Here is a 15,588-nt window from a genome sequence, read left to right as displayed (position 1 = left end):
CACCCTTCCTTAGCGAGCGGTGGAGGTGTACGGGAGCAGCGCCATCTCGCGCGCGTTCTTGATCGCCGTGGCGACGTCGCGCTGGTGCTGAGTGCAGTTGCCGGTCACCCGGCGGGCCCGGATCTTGCCCCGGTCGGAGATGAACTTCCGCAGGAGCGGAGTGTCCTTGTAGTCGACGTAAGAGATCTTCTCCTGGCAGAACAGGCAGACCTTCTTCTTGGGCTTACGGGGCGGTGGCTTGGCCATCGTGGTGCTCCTTGTTCAGAGCCCCGCCGAAGCGGGAATGGACTGTATCGGACAGTTGTGGCTACGCACGGGGCGTCGCCACGGGTTCAACCTGCGGGCGAGTGGCCTGCCGTCCTAGAACGGGGGCTCCTCGGAGAATCCGCCGCCGGACGGGGCGGGGCTGGCCCAGGGGTCGTCGGCCGGCGCGGAGTAACCCCCGCCGCCACCGCCGCCCTGCTGGTAACCGCCGCCACCACCCTGCTGGTAGCCGCCTCCGCCGCCACCACCGAAGTTACCGCCACCACCCTGACGGGTGGTCTTGGTGACCTTGGCGGAAGCGTTCTTCAGAGACGGACCGACCTCGTCGGCCTCGATCTCGTAGACGGTGCGCTTCTCGCCCTCTTTGGTCTCGTAGGAGCGCTGCTTGAGGCGGCCCTGCACGATGACCCGCATCCCGCGCTGGAGGCTTTCGGCGCAGTTCTCCGCCGCCTGCCGCCACACGTTGACGGTGAGGAAGAGGCTTTCGCCGTCTTTCCACTCGTTGGTCGCCTTGTCGAGGAACCGGGGCGTGGACGCGACGCGGAAGGACGCGACGGCCTGGCCGCTCGCGGTGAACCGCAGGTTCGGGTCCTCGACGAGGTTGCCGACGAGAGTGATCGTGGTGTCGCCTGCTGCCATAAGGGGTAACGCTCCCGACGAGAGAGGTGTCTAGTGGACCTCGGGACGCAGGACCTTCGTACGCAGCACCGACTCGCTCAGGTTGAGCTGGCGGTCAAGCTCCTTGACCAGCGCGGGCTCAGCGGTGAGGTCGGCGACGGCGTAGATGCCCTCGGACTTCTTCTGGATGTCGTACGACAGGCGCCGGCGGCCCCAGACGTCGACCTTCTCGACCGATCCGCCACCGGTCTTGACGACGTTCAGGAAGCCGTCGAGGGTGGGGGTGATCTGACGCTCATCGAGCGACGGGTCGAGGATCACCATGACTTCGTAGCGACGCGACATGCGGTCCCTACCTCCTTTGGACTGATGCGGTCACGGCCGTTCCGTGACAGGAGGGCTAAGCCTTCGTGCCCCGCGCAGAGTGCGGGACTGAAACAGGCTACCAACAACCAGCAGGTTGTCGGGCCCAATGCTCCAGCTCGCCGGCTGGAGCGCCGGGCGGCCCTCCGGTCACTGGCGCCTCCCGGCGGTGCTTGGGGGAAGGTCGGCCGCCGAGAGGGGTCAAGCCGCCGCGCGCCGCCTGTCCAGTTCCGCCATGAGGTCGAACATGCGTGACCTCATCTTGGCGGTCTGGGTGGTCAGCGTGGACAGCTCGTCGATGAGATCGGCGTCCGGCATGACGTTCAGCTCGTTCATCGGCCCTCCTCGGTCGAAGTTGTGTTCGACCCTAGCGCGGAGGTCCGACAAAATTCGAGACCGGGCCGCGACCCGCCGATAACCTGGGGTTCATGCGTATCGGAGCCCATGTCAGAGACCTTGATCCGCTCGTCGCAGCGGAAGAGGTGAAAGCGGAGGTCGTCCAGTTCTTCCTGGGCGACCCGCAGTCCTACAAGGCGCCGGTGATCCCCGACGGGCTGGGCGACCTGGTCAAAGCGTCGGACATCGACGTGTTCGTCCACGCGCCGTACCGGATCAATGTGGCGACGGCCAACAACCGGATCCGGATCCCCAGCCGGAAGCTGCTCCAGCAGCATCTGACGGCGGCGGCCGAGATCGGCGCGAAGGGCCTGATCGTGCACGGCGGCCATCTGGACGGCAAGGACGATCCGCAGGTCGGGTTCGACAACTGGCGGAAGGTGTTCGAGCGCCTCGACTGCCCGATCCCGGTGCTGATCGAGAACACGGCGGGCGGCGAGAACGCCATGGCCCGACGGTTCGACCGGATCGCCCAGTTGTGGGAGACCCTGGATGGTGTGGCCGACATGGACAAGAACGTCGGTTTCTGTCTGGACACCTGCCACGCCCACGCCGGCGGCGAGACCCTGCTCGACGCCGTCGAACGGATCAAGGCGATCACCGGGCGGATCGACCTGATCCACTGCAACGACAGCCGTGACGCCTTCGATTCGGGCGCCGACCGTCACGCCAACCTGCGGCAGGGGCAGATCGACCCCGAGCTGATCCTCACGGTCTGCCGCACCGCCGGCGCTCCGATCGTGGTGGAGACTCCGGCGGCGGGCCAGGCCGAGGACATCGCCTGGCTACGCGAGTCGCTGTAGTTCCTTGATCTCGTCGGCGCCGTCGGCGTCCGGCAGCAGGACGAACAGCGGAGTGTCCGATTCGCTCCAGACTCCTGCGGCGTCGACGAAGATCTCCAGTGCGGTGTCGAAGGAGGCGCGGTCGCCGTCGGCCAGCGCCCGCCACCCCGCCCAGACGATCAGGTAGCCCTTGTCGGTGGGCAGCCATTCCATATCGGTGAGCAGGTCGTAGAAGGCGTCCCAGTTCTCGCCGTAGTAGTCGGGGAACTCCAGGACGTCGCCGGCGCGGGTCAGGAACTCCTGCTTGGTGGCGGCGGGGCCGAGCCCGAAGACCTCCCAGCCGGACTCCTCGCCGGCCCGGAGCCACGGCGGCATCTCGACGTCCGAGTGGCCGCCGCCCATGGCCAGCGGCAGCGCCAGCCGGCCGTCCGGGGTGCGGGTCAGGCCGGACTGCTTCTTCTCCGTGCGGAACAGCTCCTCGTCGGAGATCTCCCAGCGGTAGACGCCCGGCGCGACCTGTCCGGCATAGAGCCCTGCCAACCCGTGCATGTCCGTCCTCAGCCAGTGATCAGTAGGTAGGTGCGGTAGTGGTCGGGCGTGTAGAACAGCTCGCCATCCCGGCCCGCTATGACGCGGCGCGCGCCACGATCATTCTCCCCCGGAGTGGGGACCGTGAACTCACGGTAGTAGCCACCCGGCCGCGCCGGGAGCAACCGTTCCCGGTTCGCGAAGACCGTTCCATCCTTTTTGTAGGGGTATGGACCGCCCTGGGCGATGAGATCGAGGGTGGTGCGGGCCTCCGCGGGCAGCGCCGCACGGCTGATCGTCCGGAAGCCGGACGGGCTGATCGCCGCGGGCGCCGGTTCCGTGACGGTCGTGGTGCACGCGGCCGACGTCAGGAGCAGGAAGGCCGCCAGGACCGTGCGCAGCAGTCGAATCACACCGCGTCACGTTACTAGTCGGCGGTGACTTCGCTCCGGAAGGAGTGGCCGCGGGCCCGCAGGCCGAAGCCCCAGTCGAGGAGGTGCGCGGTGTCGGTGAAGCGCCGGTTCGGGTTCGGCGAGCCGAGGACGACGCCGAGCTGGACCTTCCCGTTGCGTTTCGCCGCGAACAGCAGGCAGTAGCCCGCCTTGTCGGTGTAGCCCGTTTTGATGCCCAGCATCCCCTTGTACTTCCCGAGGAGCGTGTTGGTGTTGGTCCAGGTGTAGGTGCGTCCGCCCGCGCTCGTCACCTTGATCTTCTTGGTGGCGACGATCTTCTGGAAGGCGCTGAAGCGGTAGGCGTACCTGGCCAGTTTCACCTGCTCCTGAGCGGTGGAGTAGGTCGTGTACTGGGTCGGGTAGGGCAGGCCGTCGAAGTTGGCGTACTTCGTGTTCCTCAGGCCGAGGGACCTGGCGGCGCCGTTCATCTTCGCGATGAACGCGTCATAGCCGGGGCCGTAGGTGTCGGCGAGCGCGGCGGCGGCGTCAGCGCCCGACTCCAGGAGCGTGCCGTAGAGCAGATCGCGGACCTTGACCTTGTCGCCTTTCACCAGACGGGCCTCCGTGGCGCCGTACTTGTCGCCGAAGGTCGTGTACTTCTTCTTGATCGTGATGACACGGTCGAGATCGGGCCGGGAACGGAGCACGACGACGGCGGTCATGACCTTGGTGAGGCTGGCGACGGGACGTCGGACGGTCGCGTTCTCCGACCAGATCGTCTTCCCGTTCAACTGGAGCAGGGAGGCCTTCGCCTTGATCTTCGGGGCGGGATGTCCTGGTTTGGCCGCCGGCAGGGACGGCTGGACCGCTTCAGGCCGGCTCAGCAGCGCGGAAAGGCCGAGGGGATCGAGGTCCCGTTCCGCGCCCGAAGCCCCTCCCGTCCAGCCGGCCAGCACCGCACCGGCCGTCACCACGACCACCACCCCGCGCACGTGTCTCCCCCTTCACAGCGACCCCGGGCGGCCACCCTCCCAGCCGCCCCACCCCTTGGCAAACAAGAAGTTCGCGCGTTTTCAGCACGAGAAGTTATCCCCAGAATCTAGTTCGGTCGGTTGGCGGGGGTCGCGGGATCGGATGCTGGGGGCATGGACGACTCGCCTCAGCTCTCCTTGTTCGCTCAGGACCCTTCCGGGTTCGCCTTACTGCCGATCCACGGGCTCGGCACACCGCTCTCGCGGGCACGGCTGCTCACGCGTGCCGTACCTGCTCGCTTCGTGCTCACCACCCGGTCGGCGGCGGCGCTCTGGGGGGTGGAGGTGCTGCCCCCGGGAGCGATCGCCGCTTCGTGGCCGCTGGAGCTGGCCGTTCCCGCTCCGGTGCCGGTTCCCGGCGCGGGGCCGAGGCCGGGAATCGGCGAGGAGTCCGCGCCGGAGGGGAGCGTGATCCGGTACGAGAATCTGCCGGCTTCGGACGTCACTGAGGTCGACGGGGTCCGGGTGACGACCCTCGAACGGACCGCCCTGGACTGTGCCCGACGCCTCCCCCGCTACGAGGCTCTGGCGGCGCTCGACCGGTTTCTGGCGCTCGATGTTTCACGGGAATCACTCGCGACGCGGATCTCCCGGCTGTCCGGGCACGGCGTCTCACAGGCCCGTTCGCTGGTCGCTATGGCCGATCCTAAGGCCGGATCACCGGCTGAATCCCTGGTCAGGGGCGTGTTCCTCGACGCCGGGTTTCCCCGGCCGTCCTGCCAGGTTCCGGCGCCGCCCACCGGCTACCGGATGGACCTGGGGCATCCCAATCTGCTCTGCGCCGCCGAGTACGACGGCGAAGCCCACCACACCGGTGCCGTAGCCCGCTCCCACGACACCTACCGCCGCGCGGTGCTCGCCGACCTCGGCTGGCACGTCCTGCCGATCACCCGGGAGTTCCGCACCGACCCAGCCCCTTACCTCGACGCCTGGCTGGAGCTCCTCATGGCGTCGGGCTGGAATCCGTCCCCACAGCAACTCACCCTGATCACCGCACGGATCTCCCGCCTCCGGCGGCGGCACCGCCGCTTAGGCCAACGGTCAGCCGGTCCACTGGCCCTGAATGAAGGAGAGGACGAACGCGCCCATGAGAGGGAGGGAGAGTGCCAGATAGCCGTTGTAGAGCCAGCGTCGGCGGAGGGCCAGATGGCCGAGCGCGATCCAGAGCGGGAACCAGACCAGCGTCGCGCGGCCGATCGAAAGGTAGTACTCGGAGACCATCAGCGCCGCCAGCTGCGAGCCCACATAGACGGCCTCGGCCCACTGGGCCTGGTACAGCAGCCAAGCGACGAGAAGGAGCCCCACGACCGCGGCGGCGATCTCCACCCGGAACGCGTTCGTCCACTCGTTGTCGACGTGGAACGCCGCGTCCCAGGTGGTGCGGAAGGACTGCAGCGGCGAGACGATCGAACGGTTCCATCCGGCTTTCTGCGCGTGGCTCCAGGCCATCCAGTCGCCGGTCCGATGCCACTGGTAGGCCATGTACGCGCCGATCGAAAGGAACGGCGTCACCAGGTAGGGGGCGTTCCGCCAGCCGCCTGGTCCGCGCCGTCCGTTCTTCCCGACCAGAAACTCGACGATCAGGCCGATGGCCAGAAAGAACCCGGTGATCCGCACAATGGACGCGCCCGCGGCGAACAGCACCGCGAACTCCCACCGTCCCCGCTTCGCCAGCAACCACGCCGGAACCGCCAACGCCAGGAACAACGCCTCGGAGTAGGCCGCGAACAGGAACACCGCACAGGGGCTGGCGACCAACGCCAACACGGCATAGAACCCGGGCCCCCGCTCCTTCCCGACCGCCTCTTCCCACCACTGGAGCGGGCTCTTGCCCAGGTTCGGGCGGGTAGCGAAGGTCCGCGGCAACGTGGCGGGATCGTTGCCCAGCCGGGAGAAGGCGACGGAGGCGACGGCACCGGCCAGGAGGGAGACGACGATGCCCGCGGCGCGGTAGTCGTGGAAGATCAGGCCGACGAGACGGATGGCCAGGGGGTAGCCGGGGAAGAACGCGGGCCACTCTTCGGAACGCGGGTAGATCGCGGTGGGAGCGCCGTCGTATCCGTTGGCGGCGAGCCAGCGGAAACGGTCGGAGTCCCACTGGTTCCAGCGGCCGAGATAGTCGGGCCAGACACCGTCGTGGGGCACGACCCGGATGACGACGATCGAGAACCAGGCGACCGAGATCGAGGCCAGCAGCCACAGCCCCAACGCCGCCCGGTCAGGCCGCGGCGGCAGCCGCCTCCGCCACCTCTCGACCCCCGACTCCGTGCGCACCACCGTCTCCATGGTCATGCGTTCTACCACGTTCCACCTCTGCCCCCGTTAAGGGAAGCCCGCCCACCTCCCCACCGCAAACCCCTCACCAGGACCATCCTTTCCGCCCCCAACAGCCGAAAAGGATCTCTCCGGTCACAGCTGGACGAGAAAAGCGAGAGGCCCGCGGCATGGGAGCCGCGAGCCTCTGGAGTGAAGCGGATGAAGCCGGAGTGGATCAGTCGGTGCGGGTCGGAGTCACCCAGGAGGCGGGCAGACGGGTGCCGTTGTTCTGGGGTCCGCCGTTGCCGTTCCCGTTGCCCGGGCCCGGATTGCCGTTGCCCGGTTTGTAGTCGGGGTCCATGTTGTTGGGGACTCCGTCGCCGTCCACGTCGTTCGGGTTGTCGGGGACTCCGTCGCCGTTGGCGTCGCCCGGTTGGGGCTGGCCGTTCCCGTTGCCGTTTCCGTCACCGTTGCCGTTCGGGTCGGCGCAGTAGGGCGAGCCGGGGTTCTGCTCGCAGAACCAGTCGGGCACCGGGTTGGTCGACGGCGGAATGGTCGGGTCGCAGAACGGGTTCGGCGGCTCGAACTGCAGGCAGCCCCGCTTCTGCTCATTACCGTTCCCGTTGCCGTCACCCGGCTTCGGGCACTTGCCCTCAAGATCCTGCTGCTCGGCGGCACAGGTCGGCGTCGTCTTCGTCGGCTTGGGGGTGTCCCACTTCTGGGTCTGGCCGGTGTAGTCGGGAGTCGGGAACTGCTTGACCTCCTTGCCCTCCAGTGCGCTCAGCATGAACGCCTTCCAGATCTTGGCGGGGGGGCCACCACCGAACTCGTTCTTCAGCACCGCGTCGGGCTTGCTGTTCGAGGTGAAGACGGCCGCGGCAGCCGAGTACTGCGGCGTGAAACCGGTGAACCATAGTGCGACACCGTCGTCGGTCGTACCGGTCTTACCGGCCGCCGGACGGGACCCGAGCGAGGCGCCGATGCCGGTTCCACTGGTGACGACGGATCGCATGGCCTCCGTGGCCTGCGCGGCCTGGTCCGCGGTCAGGACCTGCGGGCGTTCCTTGCCGACTTTCCAGGGAAGAGTGACTTCCTTGCGCTCATTGTTCCGCACATAGGTGACCTTTTTGATGATGTGAGGCATGACGGCATAGCCACCGTTGGCGAACGTCGAGTAGCCGGCGGCCTGCCGCATCACGGCACCCCTGATGTTCGCGACGCCCAGGGCGAACGTGGTGGCGGTCGGCGAGTCAGCGAACTCCTCTTTCGTCCGCTCCGGTGAGAATCCCATCATCTTGCCGGCGAGATTCTCCACCTTGTCCCGCCCCACCTTGTAGGAGAGCCGGATGAAGGATGAGTTGACCGAATGCGTCATCGCACTCTTCAGTGTGATGGCCGAGCCGGAACCGTGCCCGCGATTGCTCACCCAGTAGCCGCCCGCGCCTTCACAGGACTCCCTTCCTGAGGCCTTCATGACATCGGCGGTCTCTTTGTTCAGGCAGATGTTCGCGCGGCCCTCGATGAGGGACTTGATGTTGAAATCCTGCTCCAGCGCCGTAGCCAGGACATAGGGCTTGAACGACGAACCCATCTGCGGACGGTCGACGAGGGCCGCATCGGACTGCCCGTTCTTGCCCCTCTTGGGATCTCCGCCGTAGAACGCGACGATCTCGCCGTTCTCGGGGTTGACGACGGTGAGACCCGCCCGGATCTTGCTCTTCCGGCTCTTCGCCTGGACCGGCTGGTTCTGCAGGACGGCCGTCCTGGCGTACTCCATCAGCTTCGGGTCGAGACTGGTGTAGATCTTGTAGCCGCCGGTGGCGGCCTCTTCCGCATTGATACCCATGGCGGCGAGTTCGGCGTTGACCCGCTCACGGATGTAGGCCGTCTGGTCGCTCTGGTCTTTGGTGGTCCAGACAATGCTGCGGTAGGTCTTCGGGAACTTCTGCTGGGCGCGCTGCTCCGGCGTGAGCCATTTCTTCTCGACCATATTGTCCAGGACGTAGCCCCAGCGGTACACGAGAGCCTTGTAGTCACTGGAGGTCTTCGGACACTGCGTGCAGAAGCGGCCGGGCTGCTGGATCATCGCCGCGAGCATCGCGCCCTCGGAGACCGTGACCTTGTCGATGTTCTTGTGGAAGTACGACTTCGAGGCGGCCTGGATCCCGCTGGTCTGGCGGCCGAACGGAATCGTGTTGAGATAGGTCTCGAGGATGAAGTCCTTGGAGTACTTGTCGTTCAGCTTGATCGCCGTGAAGATCTCCTTGAACTTCCGGGTCATGCTCTGGTCGGTGCTCAGCGTCGCCAGGTAGTTGCGGGCGAGCTGCTGGGTGATGGTCGAACCACCCTGGACCTGCTTGCCCGACGCGGTGTTGACGACGGCTCGGGTGAGACCCCGGTAGGAAATGCCGCCGTCGGTCTCGAAGTCCTGTTCCTCAGCGGCCATGACCGCCTGCTGGACGTGCAGGGGAACACGTTTGATGGCGACGTTCTCGCGCGGCAGTCCGATCTGGAAAAGCGGAGCCGAGTTCGGTCCCGCCTTGTCCCAGTAGACGTCGGAGCTCTGGTCGGTGACGCCTTCCTTGGCGTACGAGGAATCCAGGTCAGGTGTGGGCGTGGTCATATAGCCGACGGCGACGAGGGTCACCGAGCTGACGACCATCAGCGCCACGACCCCGGAGACGATCTTCCAGTTGGGGATGTAGCGCTTCCAGCCTTCGCGCTTCTTCTTGCCGCCGCCCGCGCCGCCTCCGGGACCACCCGGGCCGTCGGCGCCCGGGCTGGTGCCCTGCGCCGGGAAGTCGATCGGGCCTTCGCCGCGCATCGCGTCGAGGGTCGTCGGGGGGGCGCCCTCGTCCACGTAGTGGGGTGACAGGGCGGGGCTGCCCTGGGCGTAGGCGGGCTGCGGGGCCCGGGCGTTCTCGTCGTCGCCCCAGCCGGGGGCGTCGTCGTAGCCGCCGTAGCCGTCTTGGGAGTAGGCGTTCTGGGCGTAAGGGTCCGCGGAGTAGGGGGGTTCCTGGGAGAAGGACGACTGGGGCTGCTGGGGGCGGCCGTATTCCGACTCGCGGAAGATCTCTTCGCCCGCGTTGGGGGCGGGGCGGAACCAGTCGTCGTCCGGCAGGTTGCCGGAAGGCCCGTTGTCGGGTCCGTACGGCGGAAAACTCACGCGACCTCTTCGGCTCTGGGGTACGGACCTGTTGGGGGGCCGTACGGCGGCACTGCGTAGGGCTGGAGCAGGGGGGTGGCCCAGCAGCGTCAGGTGTCTAGCGGGCCATGGTACCGACGGCAACCCGTAGCGGTGTGTGGGATGGGCCACCTCGTTGCGAACTAGATGCCGGAATATCCCACCTTGCGGACTTGGTTAACAGTACGTATCTTTGCGATGTATCGAGCCGATACATTCGCGCGATACATCTAAACGAGACGTCGTGTAGAGGGAGTACTCGTGAGCAGCAAGAGGGGCGGCGTGCTGGAGCTCGCCGTGCTCGGGCTGCTCCACGAGTCCCCCATGCACGGGTATGAGCTGCGCAAGCGGCTCAACACTCTGCTCGGCATGTTCCGCGCGTTCTCCTACGGGACGCTCTATCCCTGCCTCAAGCAGCTCCTCGCACAGGGGCTGATCACTGAGGACCAGGAGGAGCCCGTCCCCGGGACGCTGGCGAGCAAGCGGGCGAAGATCGTCTACAAGCTGACGGCCGAGGGCAAGGAGCAGCTTCAGCGGCTCCTGACCGAGGCCGGTCCGGCGGCGTGGGAGGACGAAGGGTTCGGGGTTCGCTTCGCGTTCTTCGCCCAGACCCAGGCCGACGTGCGGTTGCGGATTCTCGAAGGCCGGCGCAGCCGGCTGGAGGAGCGTCTGGAGACCGTCCGGACGGCGCTGACCCGGACCCGGGAACGGGTCGACAGCTACACCCTCGAGCTCCAGAACCATGGACTCGAGTCGGTAGAGCGCGAGGTCCGGTGGCTCAACGAGCTCATCGGACGGGAACACGCGCAAGCCGCTGCCCAGATCCCGGAGCAGCAACGCAAAGACGAGACAGCCAAAAATCAGGATCTTCCCTTCTAGGGAAGTCCCCCCTTCGTACAGCAGAAGCCTGGGGCCAAACCCCCCAGACCCCTGTGGGGTTAGAGAAAAGGAGCAACCGGATGGGTTCGGTGCGCGTAGCCATCGTTGGAGTGGGCAACTGCGCCTCTTCGCTCGTCCAGGGTGTGGAGTTCTACAAGAACGCCACCCCCGACCAGCGGGTCCCCGGGCTGATGCATGTTCAGTTCGGCGACTATCACGTGGGCGACGTTGAGTTCGTCGCGGCGTTCGACGTCGACGCGAAGAAGGTCGGTCAGGACCTCGCGCACGCCATCCACGCCAGCGAGAACAACACCATCAAGTTCGCCGAGGTTCCGCCGACCGGCGTCACGGTCCAGCGCGGGCACACCTTCGACGGCCTTGGTGAGTACTACCTGGAAATGGTCGAGGAGTCGGACGCTCAGCCCGTCGACGTCGTCCAGGTCCTGAAGGACACGCAGGTCGACGTTCTGGTCTCCTACCTTCCGGTGGGCTCCGAGGACGCTGACCGCTTCTACGCCCAGGCCTGCCTGGACGCGGGTGTCGCGTTCGTGAACGCCCTGCCGGTGTTCATCGCCTCGGACCCCGAGTGGGCCCAGAAGTTCACCGACGCGGGCGTGGCCATCGTCGGCGACGACATCAAGTCGCAGGTCGGCGCGACCATCACGCACCGCGTGATGGCCAAGCTGTTCGAGGACCGCGGTGTCGAGCTGCTGCGCACGTACCAGCTCAACTTCGGCGGCAACATGGACTTCATGAACATGCTGGAGCGCAAGCGCCTGCAGTCCAAGAAGATCTCCAAGACGCAGTCCGTCACCTCGCAGATCCCGCACGAGATGGCCAAGGCCGACGTGCACATCGGCCCGTCGGACCACGTGCCGTGGCTGGACGACCGCAAGTGGGCCTATGTCCGCCTGGAGGGCAAGTCCTTCGGCGACACCCCGCTGAACCTGGAGTACAAGCTCGAGGTCTGGGACTCCCCGAACTCGGCCGGTGTCATCATCGACGCCGTCCGCGCGGCGAAGATCGCCAAGGACCGCGGCATCGGCGGCCCGATCCTGTCGGCTTCTTCGTACTTCATGAAGTCCCCGCCCGTGCAGTACAACGACGATGAGGCCCGCCTCGCCGTCGAGGCGTTCATCCGTGGCGACGTCGAACGGTAACCAAATAACCACATAGCGCGAGAAGCCCGGCCGGTACCTGTTACCGTCCGGGCTTTCTCACGTTCTGGAGGTGCTCGGTGACCAAAAGTACGGTCGGCAGGAGTGGGAGTGTGACGGCCGCGGCCCTGCTGGTGTGCGGTTCGCTGGCCGGGTGTGCGGGCACCGACGGCTACGGCGACGAGGGCACCCTGCGGATCGTCGGCTCGACCGATGTGGAACATCTGGACACCGCCAGCTCGATCAGTGTCGGCTCCTACGCCCTGACCAGGGTGTTCGCCCGGACGCTGTTCGGCTACGCCGCCTCTGACACGTTCGCCGAGACGGTGCCGGTGCGCGCCGATCTGGCCGCCCGGATCCCGACCCGCGCCAACGGGGGGATCTCCCGCGACGGCCGCCGCTACAAGATCGAGCTGCGCCCGGGGGTGCGGTGGGCCGACGGCCGGCCGATCGTGGCGGAAGACGTGGTGCGCGGCCTTAAACGCCTGTGCAATCCGGCCTCCCCAGCGGGCGGCCTGTCGTACTACACCTCGACCATTCACGGTTTCGCCTCCTACTGCGAGGGCTACGCCAGGGTCCGTTCCCGTAGCGCGACCGCCTTCGCGAAGTACCAGAACACCCACCCCATCACAGGAGTGAAAGCCAAGGGGAACACCCTGTGGATAACTCTGACGCGCCCGGCCGGCGACTTCCTCAACATCCTCGCGATGGGGTTCGCCGCCCCCGCCCCCGTCGAGTACGACAGGTACGTCCCCGACAGCCCTGAGCTGCGCCGCAACACCCTGTCGAACGGCCCCTACAAGATCCAGACCTATGAGCCGGGCCGCCGCTACGTGCTGGTCAGGAACCCGAACTGGTCGGACGATCCCCTGCGCGGCCAGGGCCCGACGCGGATCGAGCTGGTCCTGGCGCAGGACTCCGCCGAGACCGTCCTGGAGCAGCTCAAGCAGGGCACCGCCGATCTGAGCTGGGACCTGCCGCTGCCCACCGCGGCCCTGCCCGGCCTGCGCGACGATCCGAACCTGAAGATCCACGAGAGCCCCAGCAACAGCCCCTACCTGGTCTTCAACACCCTCAGCCCGAACAACGGCGGCGCGCTGGCCCGCAAGGACGTCCGCCGGGCCCTCCAGTACGCCGTGGACCGGTCGGCCCTCACCAAGATCTACGGCGGCCCGTCGATCGCGAGGCCGCTGCACACGGTCATCCCGCCGGGCAATCTCGGCCACCGCAAGTTCGACCTCTACCCGACCCCGCACGACGCGGGCGACCCGAACCGCTGCCGCGCCCTGCTCAAGACCCCGCTGACGCTCAAGTTCCCCTACCGCACCTCGGGCAACCAGCGCCGGATCGCCGATCTGCTCGCCCAGAACCTGCGGTCCTGCGGGGTGACCGTGACGATGATCCCGGACTCCACGGGCGGTCTCTACGGCCAGACGATCGTCACCCCGGCGCAAGCGAAGGAAGGCGTCTGGGATATCGCCGCCCCCGGCTGGACCCCGGACTGGTACGGCAACAACGGCCGCTCGATCATCCAGCCGCTGTTCGACGGCCGCGGCTACGGACAGAACTCAACGAACTACGGCGGATACGACAATCCGCAGGTCAACCGGCTGATCGATCGCGCGCTCACGGCGCCGACCGCGGCGAAGGCCGCGACCGCCTGGGCGGCCGCCGACCGTTTGATCATGAACGACGCGGCAATCATCCCTCTGCTCGATCGGAAACTTGCCCTGTACCACTCGAGCCGGATCGGCAACGTCCTGTTCATGCCGACCACCGGTTCCTACGACTGGACACAGATCAAACTCTGACCTCGGGCGCGAAGAAACTACGCTCCTGGGACGTACTGTGATCGTTGTGGGGATTCGCGAGGTATGGCGGGATTCTAATTTCAGAAGGCTGTACGCGACGCGCCTGACCTCGCAGTTCGCGGACGGCCTCGTCCAGGTGGCCTTGGGCGGCTACCTGTTCTTCTCGCCCGAGAAGCAGACCTCGGCGGGCAAGGCCGCGCTGGCCTTCGCCGTCCTGCTGCTGCCCTATTCGCTGCTGGGTCCGTTCGCGGGCGTCCTGATCGACCGCTGGCGCCGCCGCCAGATCCTCGTGTACACCCCGCTGGTCCGGTCGGCCTGCGTGCTGCTGATGATCTGGCTGATCAGCCACGACAACGATCTGTTCCTGCTGGCCGCGCTGATCGCGCTGGGCGTCAACCGGTTCTTCCTGGCGGCGCTGCCGGCCGCGCTCCCCCAGGTGGTCGCCGAGCGGAATCTGCTGATCGCCAACACCGTTTCGGTGACGTCCGGGACGATCGCCGCGTTCTTCGGCGCGGCCGCGGGCTTCCTGGCCGGCGGCGTGCTGCCCGGGCTGATCATCGCGACCGGCCTGTACTGGGCCACCTCGGCCGTCGCCAGGACCATGCCGCCCGATCTGCTCGGCCCGCAGGAGCCGCCCACCGAGACGGTCCGGCACGTGGTCAGAGGCATGGTCGAGGGGGTCCGGCATGTGGCGCACCGCCGCCCCGCCGCGCTGGCCCTGACGGCGATCACGCTCTACCGCTTCGTCTACGGCCTCTGGCTGATCATGACGCTGCTGCTGTACCGCAACCACTTCCCGTCCGGTTTCGGGGGGCTCGCCGTGGTCACGGCGGTCTCCGGACTGGGCTACCTCGTCGGCGCGGTGATCACGCCGTGGGCGGTCCGCCGGCTCGGCAAGGATCTGTGGATCAGCGTCCTGTTCGCGGTGGCGTCGGCCGGCCTGCTGCTCCTGGCCACACCGTTCCGGCAGACGCCCTATGTGGCGGGCGGTTTCGTGCTGGGGGTCGCCGCGCAGGGCATCAAGGTCTGTGTGGACACGATCGTCCAGCAGTCGGTGGACGACGAGTTCCGCGGCCGGGTCTTCGCCGCCTACGACATGCTGTTCAACGTCGGTTTCGTGGCGGCGGCGTGCGTCGCCGCGCTGACGCTGCCGCCGTCCGGTCTGTCCTATCCCGTCCTCGGCTTCACGATCTCCGCGTACGCGGCGGCCAGCGCGGGCTACTACCTGCTGACCCGTCAGGCCGCGCGCACGGACGAGGCGTTGACGGCGGTGCCGGCGAAGCGGAGCTGGTACCGGGAGTTCCCGCGGGTGAAGGAGTAGCGGCCCTTGCCGTCGGTCTTGTCGGCCGCGACGTACTTCCACGCGCCGTCGGCCCACTTGTAGAGCCGGACCTTCTGGCCCGGGTAGGGCACGAGCCCGCCACGGTCGCCGAGCCTGCGCAGCACGCCCCTGATCCCGCCGCCGCCCCCGCCGCGGCCGCCCTTGCCGTCAGCGGAAAGCACGGTCCGCCGTTTGACGGAGAAGGAAAACGACGGTCCCGCGGCCTTCCGGCCGTCGCCGCTGTAGGTGAGACGGGCCCGCCACAGTCCGGCCGCGTCGTACCGGCTGAACGCGACCTGCCCCTCCCAGACCTCCGGCCGGTCGATGACGGTCAGGTCGAGCGGCAGGCGCTCCCCGCGAGGACCGCGCAGATCCACGTCGACGAAATCCGCCCAGGACGGAATTCCGGTGGCGGAAATCGTGGCCCAGGTGCCCGCTCCGCGCTCGTTGACCACGACGGTGCCCGGCGTGACCCGGGCGCTGCCGGCGGGGGCGGCCGACGCGGGCTGGACGGGGGCGAGCAGGAGGACAGCGGTCGCGAGTGCGGTTGCGACTTTCACGGGGGCTCCCGGAGGGAAGGAGTTACTTTCTCGATCAAGTTACTGA

At 67.4% G+C, this 15,588-nt stretch carries 15 protein-coding genes; 5 read left to right on the top strand and 10 right to left on the bottom strand.

What is annotated here, in order from left to right; all coding sequences use genetic code 11:
- Positions 1 to 9: 9 nt before the first annotated feature.
- From rpsR to ACYVE7_RS01205, 4 genes are all read right to left on the bottom strand, one after another.
- On the bottom strand, positions 10 to 246 hold the full coding sequence (gene rpsR, locus ACYVE7_RS01220) for a 30S ribosomal protein S18 (protein WP_106396786.1): 237 nt from the start codon (positions 244 to 246) through the stop codon (positions 10 to 12).
- Between the two features lie 114 nt (positions 247 to 360).
- On the bottom strand, positions 361 to 903 hold the full coding sequence (locus ACYVE7_RS01215) for a single-stranded DNA-binding protein (protein ID WP_460362403.1): 543 nt from the start codon (positions 901 to 903) through the stop codon (positions 361 to 363).
- Positions 904 to 933: 30 nt separating this feature from the next.
- On the bottom strand, positions 934 to 1,227 hold the full coding sequence (gene rpsF / locus ACYVE7_RS01210; protein ID WP_460362402.1) for a 30S ribosomal protein S6: 294 nt from the start codon (positions 1,225 to 1,227) through the stop codon (positions 934 to 936).
- Positions 1,228 to 1,446: 219 nt separating this feature from the next.
- On the bottom strand, positions 1,447 to 1,581 hold the full coding sequence (locus ACYVE7_RS01205) for a hypothetical protein (protein WP_460362400.1): 135 nt from the start codon (positions 1,579 to 1,581) through the stop codon (positions 1,447 to 1,449).
- 92 nt (positions 1,582 to 1,673) lie between these two features.
- Between ACYVE7_RS01205 and ACYVE7_RS01200 the strand changes: the two genes are divergently transcribed.
- Positions 1,674 to 2,444, top strand: coding sequence for a deoxyribonuclease IV (locus ACYVE7_RS01200; protein WP_460362398.1), 771 nt, complete (start codon positions 1,674 to 1,676; stop codon positions 2,442 to 2,444).
- On the opposite strand, the gene ACYVE7_RS01195 is transcribed toward ACYVE7_RS01200, so the two are convergent.
- The 5 genes from ACYVE7_RS01195 to ACYVE7_RS01175 form a co-directional block, all read right to left on the bottom strand.
- Positions 2,427 to 2,972, bottom strand: coding sequence for a barstar family protein (locus tag ACYVE7_RS01195; RefSeq protein WP_460362396.1), 546 nt, complete (start codon positions 2,970 to 2,972; stop codon positions 2,427 to 2,429). The genes ACYVE7_RS01200 and ACYVE7_RS01195 overlap by 18 nt on opposite strands.
- Before the next feature lie 8 nt (positions 2,973 to 2,980).
- The gene (locus ACYVE7_RS01190; protein ID WP_460362395.1) at positions 2,981 to 3,364 is read right to left on the bottom strand and encodes a guanyl-specific ribonuclease; all 384 of its coding nucleotides are present in this window, start codon (positions 3,362 to 3,364) and stop codon (positions 2,981 to 2,983) included.
- 14 nt (positions 3,365 to 3,378) lie between these two features.
- Positions 3,379 to 4,335 (bottom strand): D-alanyl-D-alanine carboxypeptidase family protein, encoded by a 957-nt coding sequence (locus ACYVE7_RS01185; RefSeq protein WP_460362393.1) that lies wholly within the window; start codon positions 4,333 to 4,335, stop codon positions 3,379 to 3,381.
- A 1,080-nt stretch (positions 4,336 to 5,415) separates the two neighbouring features.
- Entirely contained in the window at positions 5,416 to 6,666 is a 1,251-nt protein-coding gene (locus ACYVE7_RS01180) for a hypothetical protein (RefSeq protein WP_460362391.1), read from the bottom strand.
- Between the two features lie 199 nt (positions 6,667 to 6,865).
- Positions 6,866 to 9,796, bottom strand: coding sequence for a transglycosylase domain-containing protein (locus tag ACYVE7_RS01175; RefSeq protein ID WP_460362389.1), 2,931 nt, complete (start codon positions 9,794 to 9,796; stop codon positions 6,866 to 6,868).
- Between the two features lie 279 nt (positions 9,797 to 10,075).
- Between ACYVE7_RS01175 and ACYVE7_RS01170 the strand changes: the two genes are divergently transcribed.
- The 4 genes from ACYVE7_RS01170 (at position 10,076) to ACYVE7_RS01155 (ending at position 14,982) form a co-directional block, all read left to right on the top strand.
- Positions 10,076 to 10,693 carry a PadR family transcriptional regulator gene (locus tag ACYVE7_RS01170; protein WP_460362387.1) on the top strand — a complete coding sequence of 206 codons (618 nt, stop codon included), beginning with the start codon at positions 10,076 to 10,078 and terminating at the stop codon, positions 10,691 to 10,693.
- Between the two features lie 80 nt (positions 10,694 to 10,773).
- A complete protein-coding gene (locus tag ACYVE7_RS01165; RefSeq protein WP_460362385.1) occupies positions 10,774 to 11,853 on the top strand; it encodes an inositol-3-phosphate synthase in 1,080 nt (359 codons plus the stop codon).
- A gap of 110 nt (positions 11,854 to 11,963) precedes the next feature.
- A complete protein-coding gene (locus ACYVE7_RS01160; RefSeq protein ID WP_460362383.1) occupies positions 11,964 to 13,661 on the top strand; it encodes an ABC transporter substrate-binding protein in 1,698 nt (565 codons plus the stop codon).
- Between the two features lie 46 nt (positions 13,662 to 13,707).
- On the top strand, positions 13,708 to 14,982 hold the full coding sequence (locus ACYVE7_RS01155) for an MFS transporter (RefSeq protein WP_460362381.1): 1,275 nt from the start codon (positions 13,708 to 13,710) through the stop codon (positions 14,980 to 14,982).
- On the opposite strand, the gene ACYVE7_RS01150 is transcribed toward ACYVE7_RS01155, so the two are convergent.
- Entirely contained in the window at positions 14,898 to 15,542 is a 645-nt protein-coding gene (locus ACYVE7_RS01150) for a hypothetical protein (protein ID WP_460362379.1), read from the bottom strand. The genes ACYVE7_RS01155 and ACYVE7_RS01150 overlap by 85 nt on opposite strands.
- Between the last annotated feature and the right edge of the window lie 46 nt (positions 15,543 to 15,588).

This window comes from Actinocorallia lasiicapitis (genome assembly GCF_054778695.1).
Note: the sequence above shows the minus strand (reverse complement) of the source record. Positions and strands in the feature narration are given on the sequence as shown.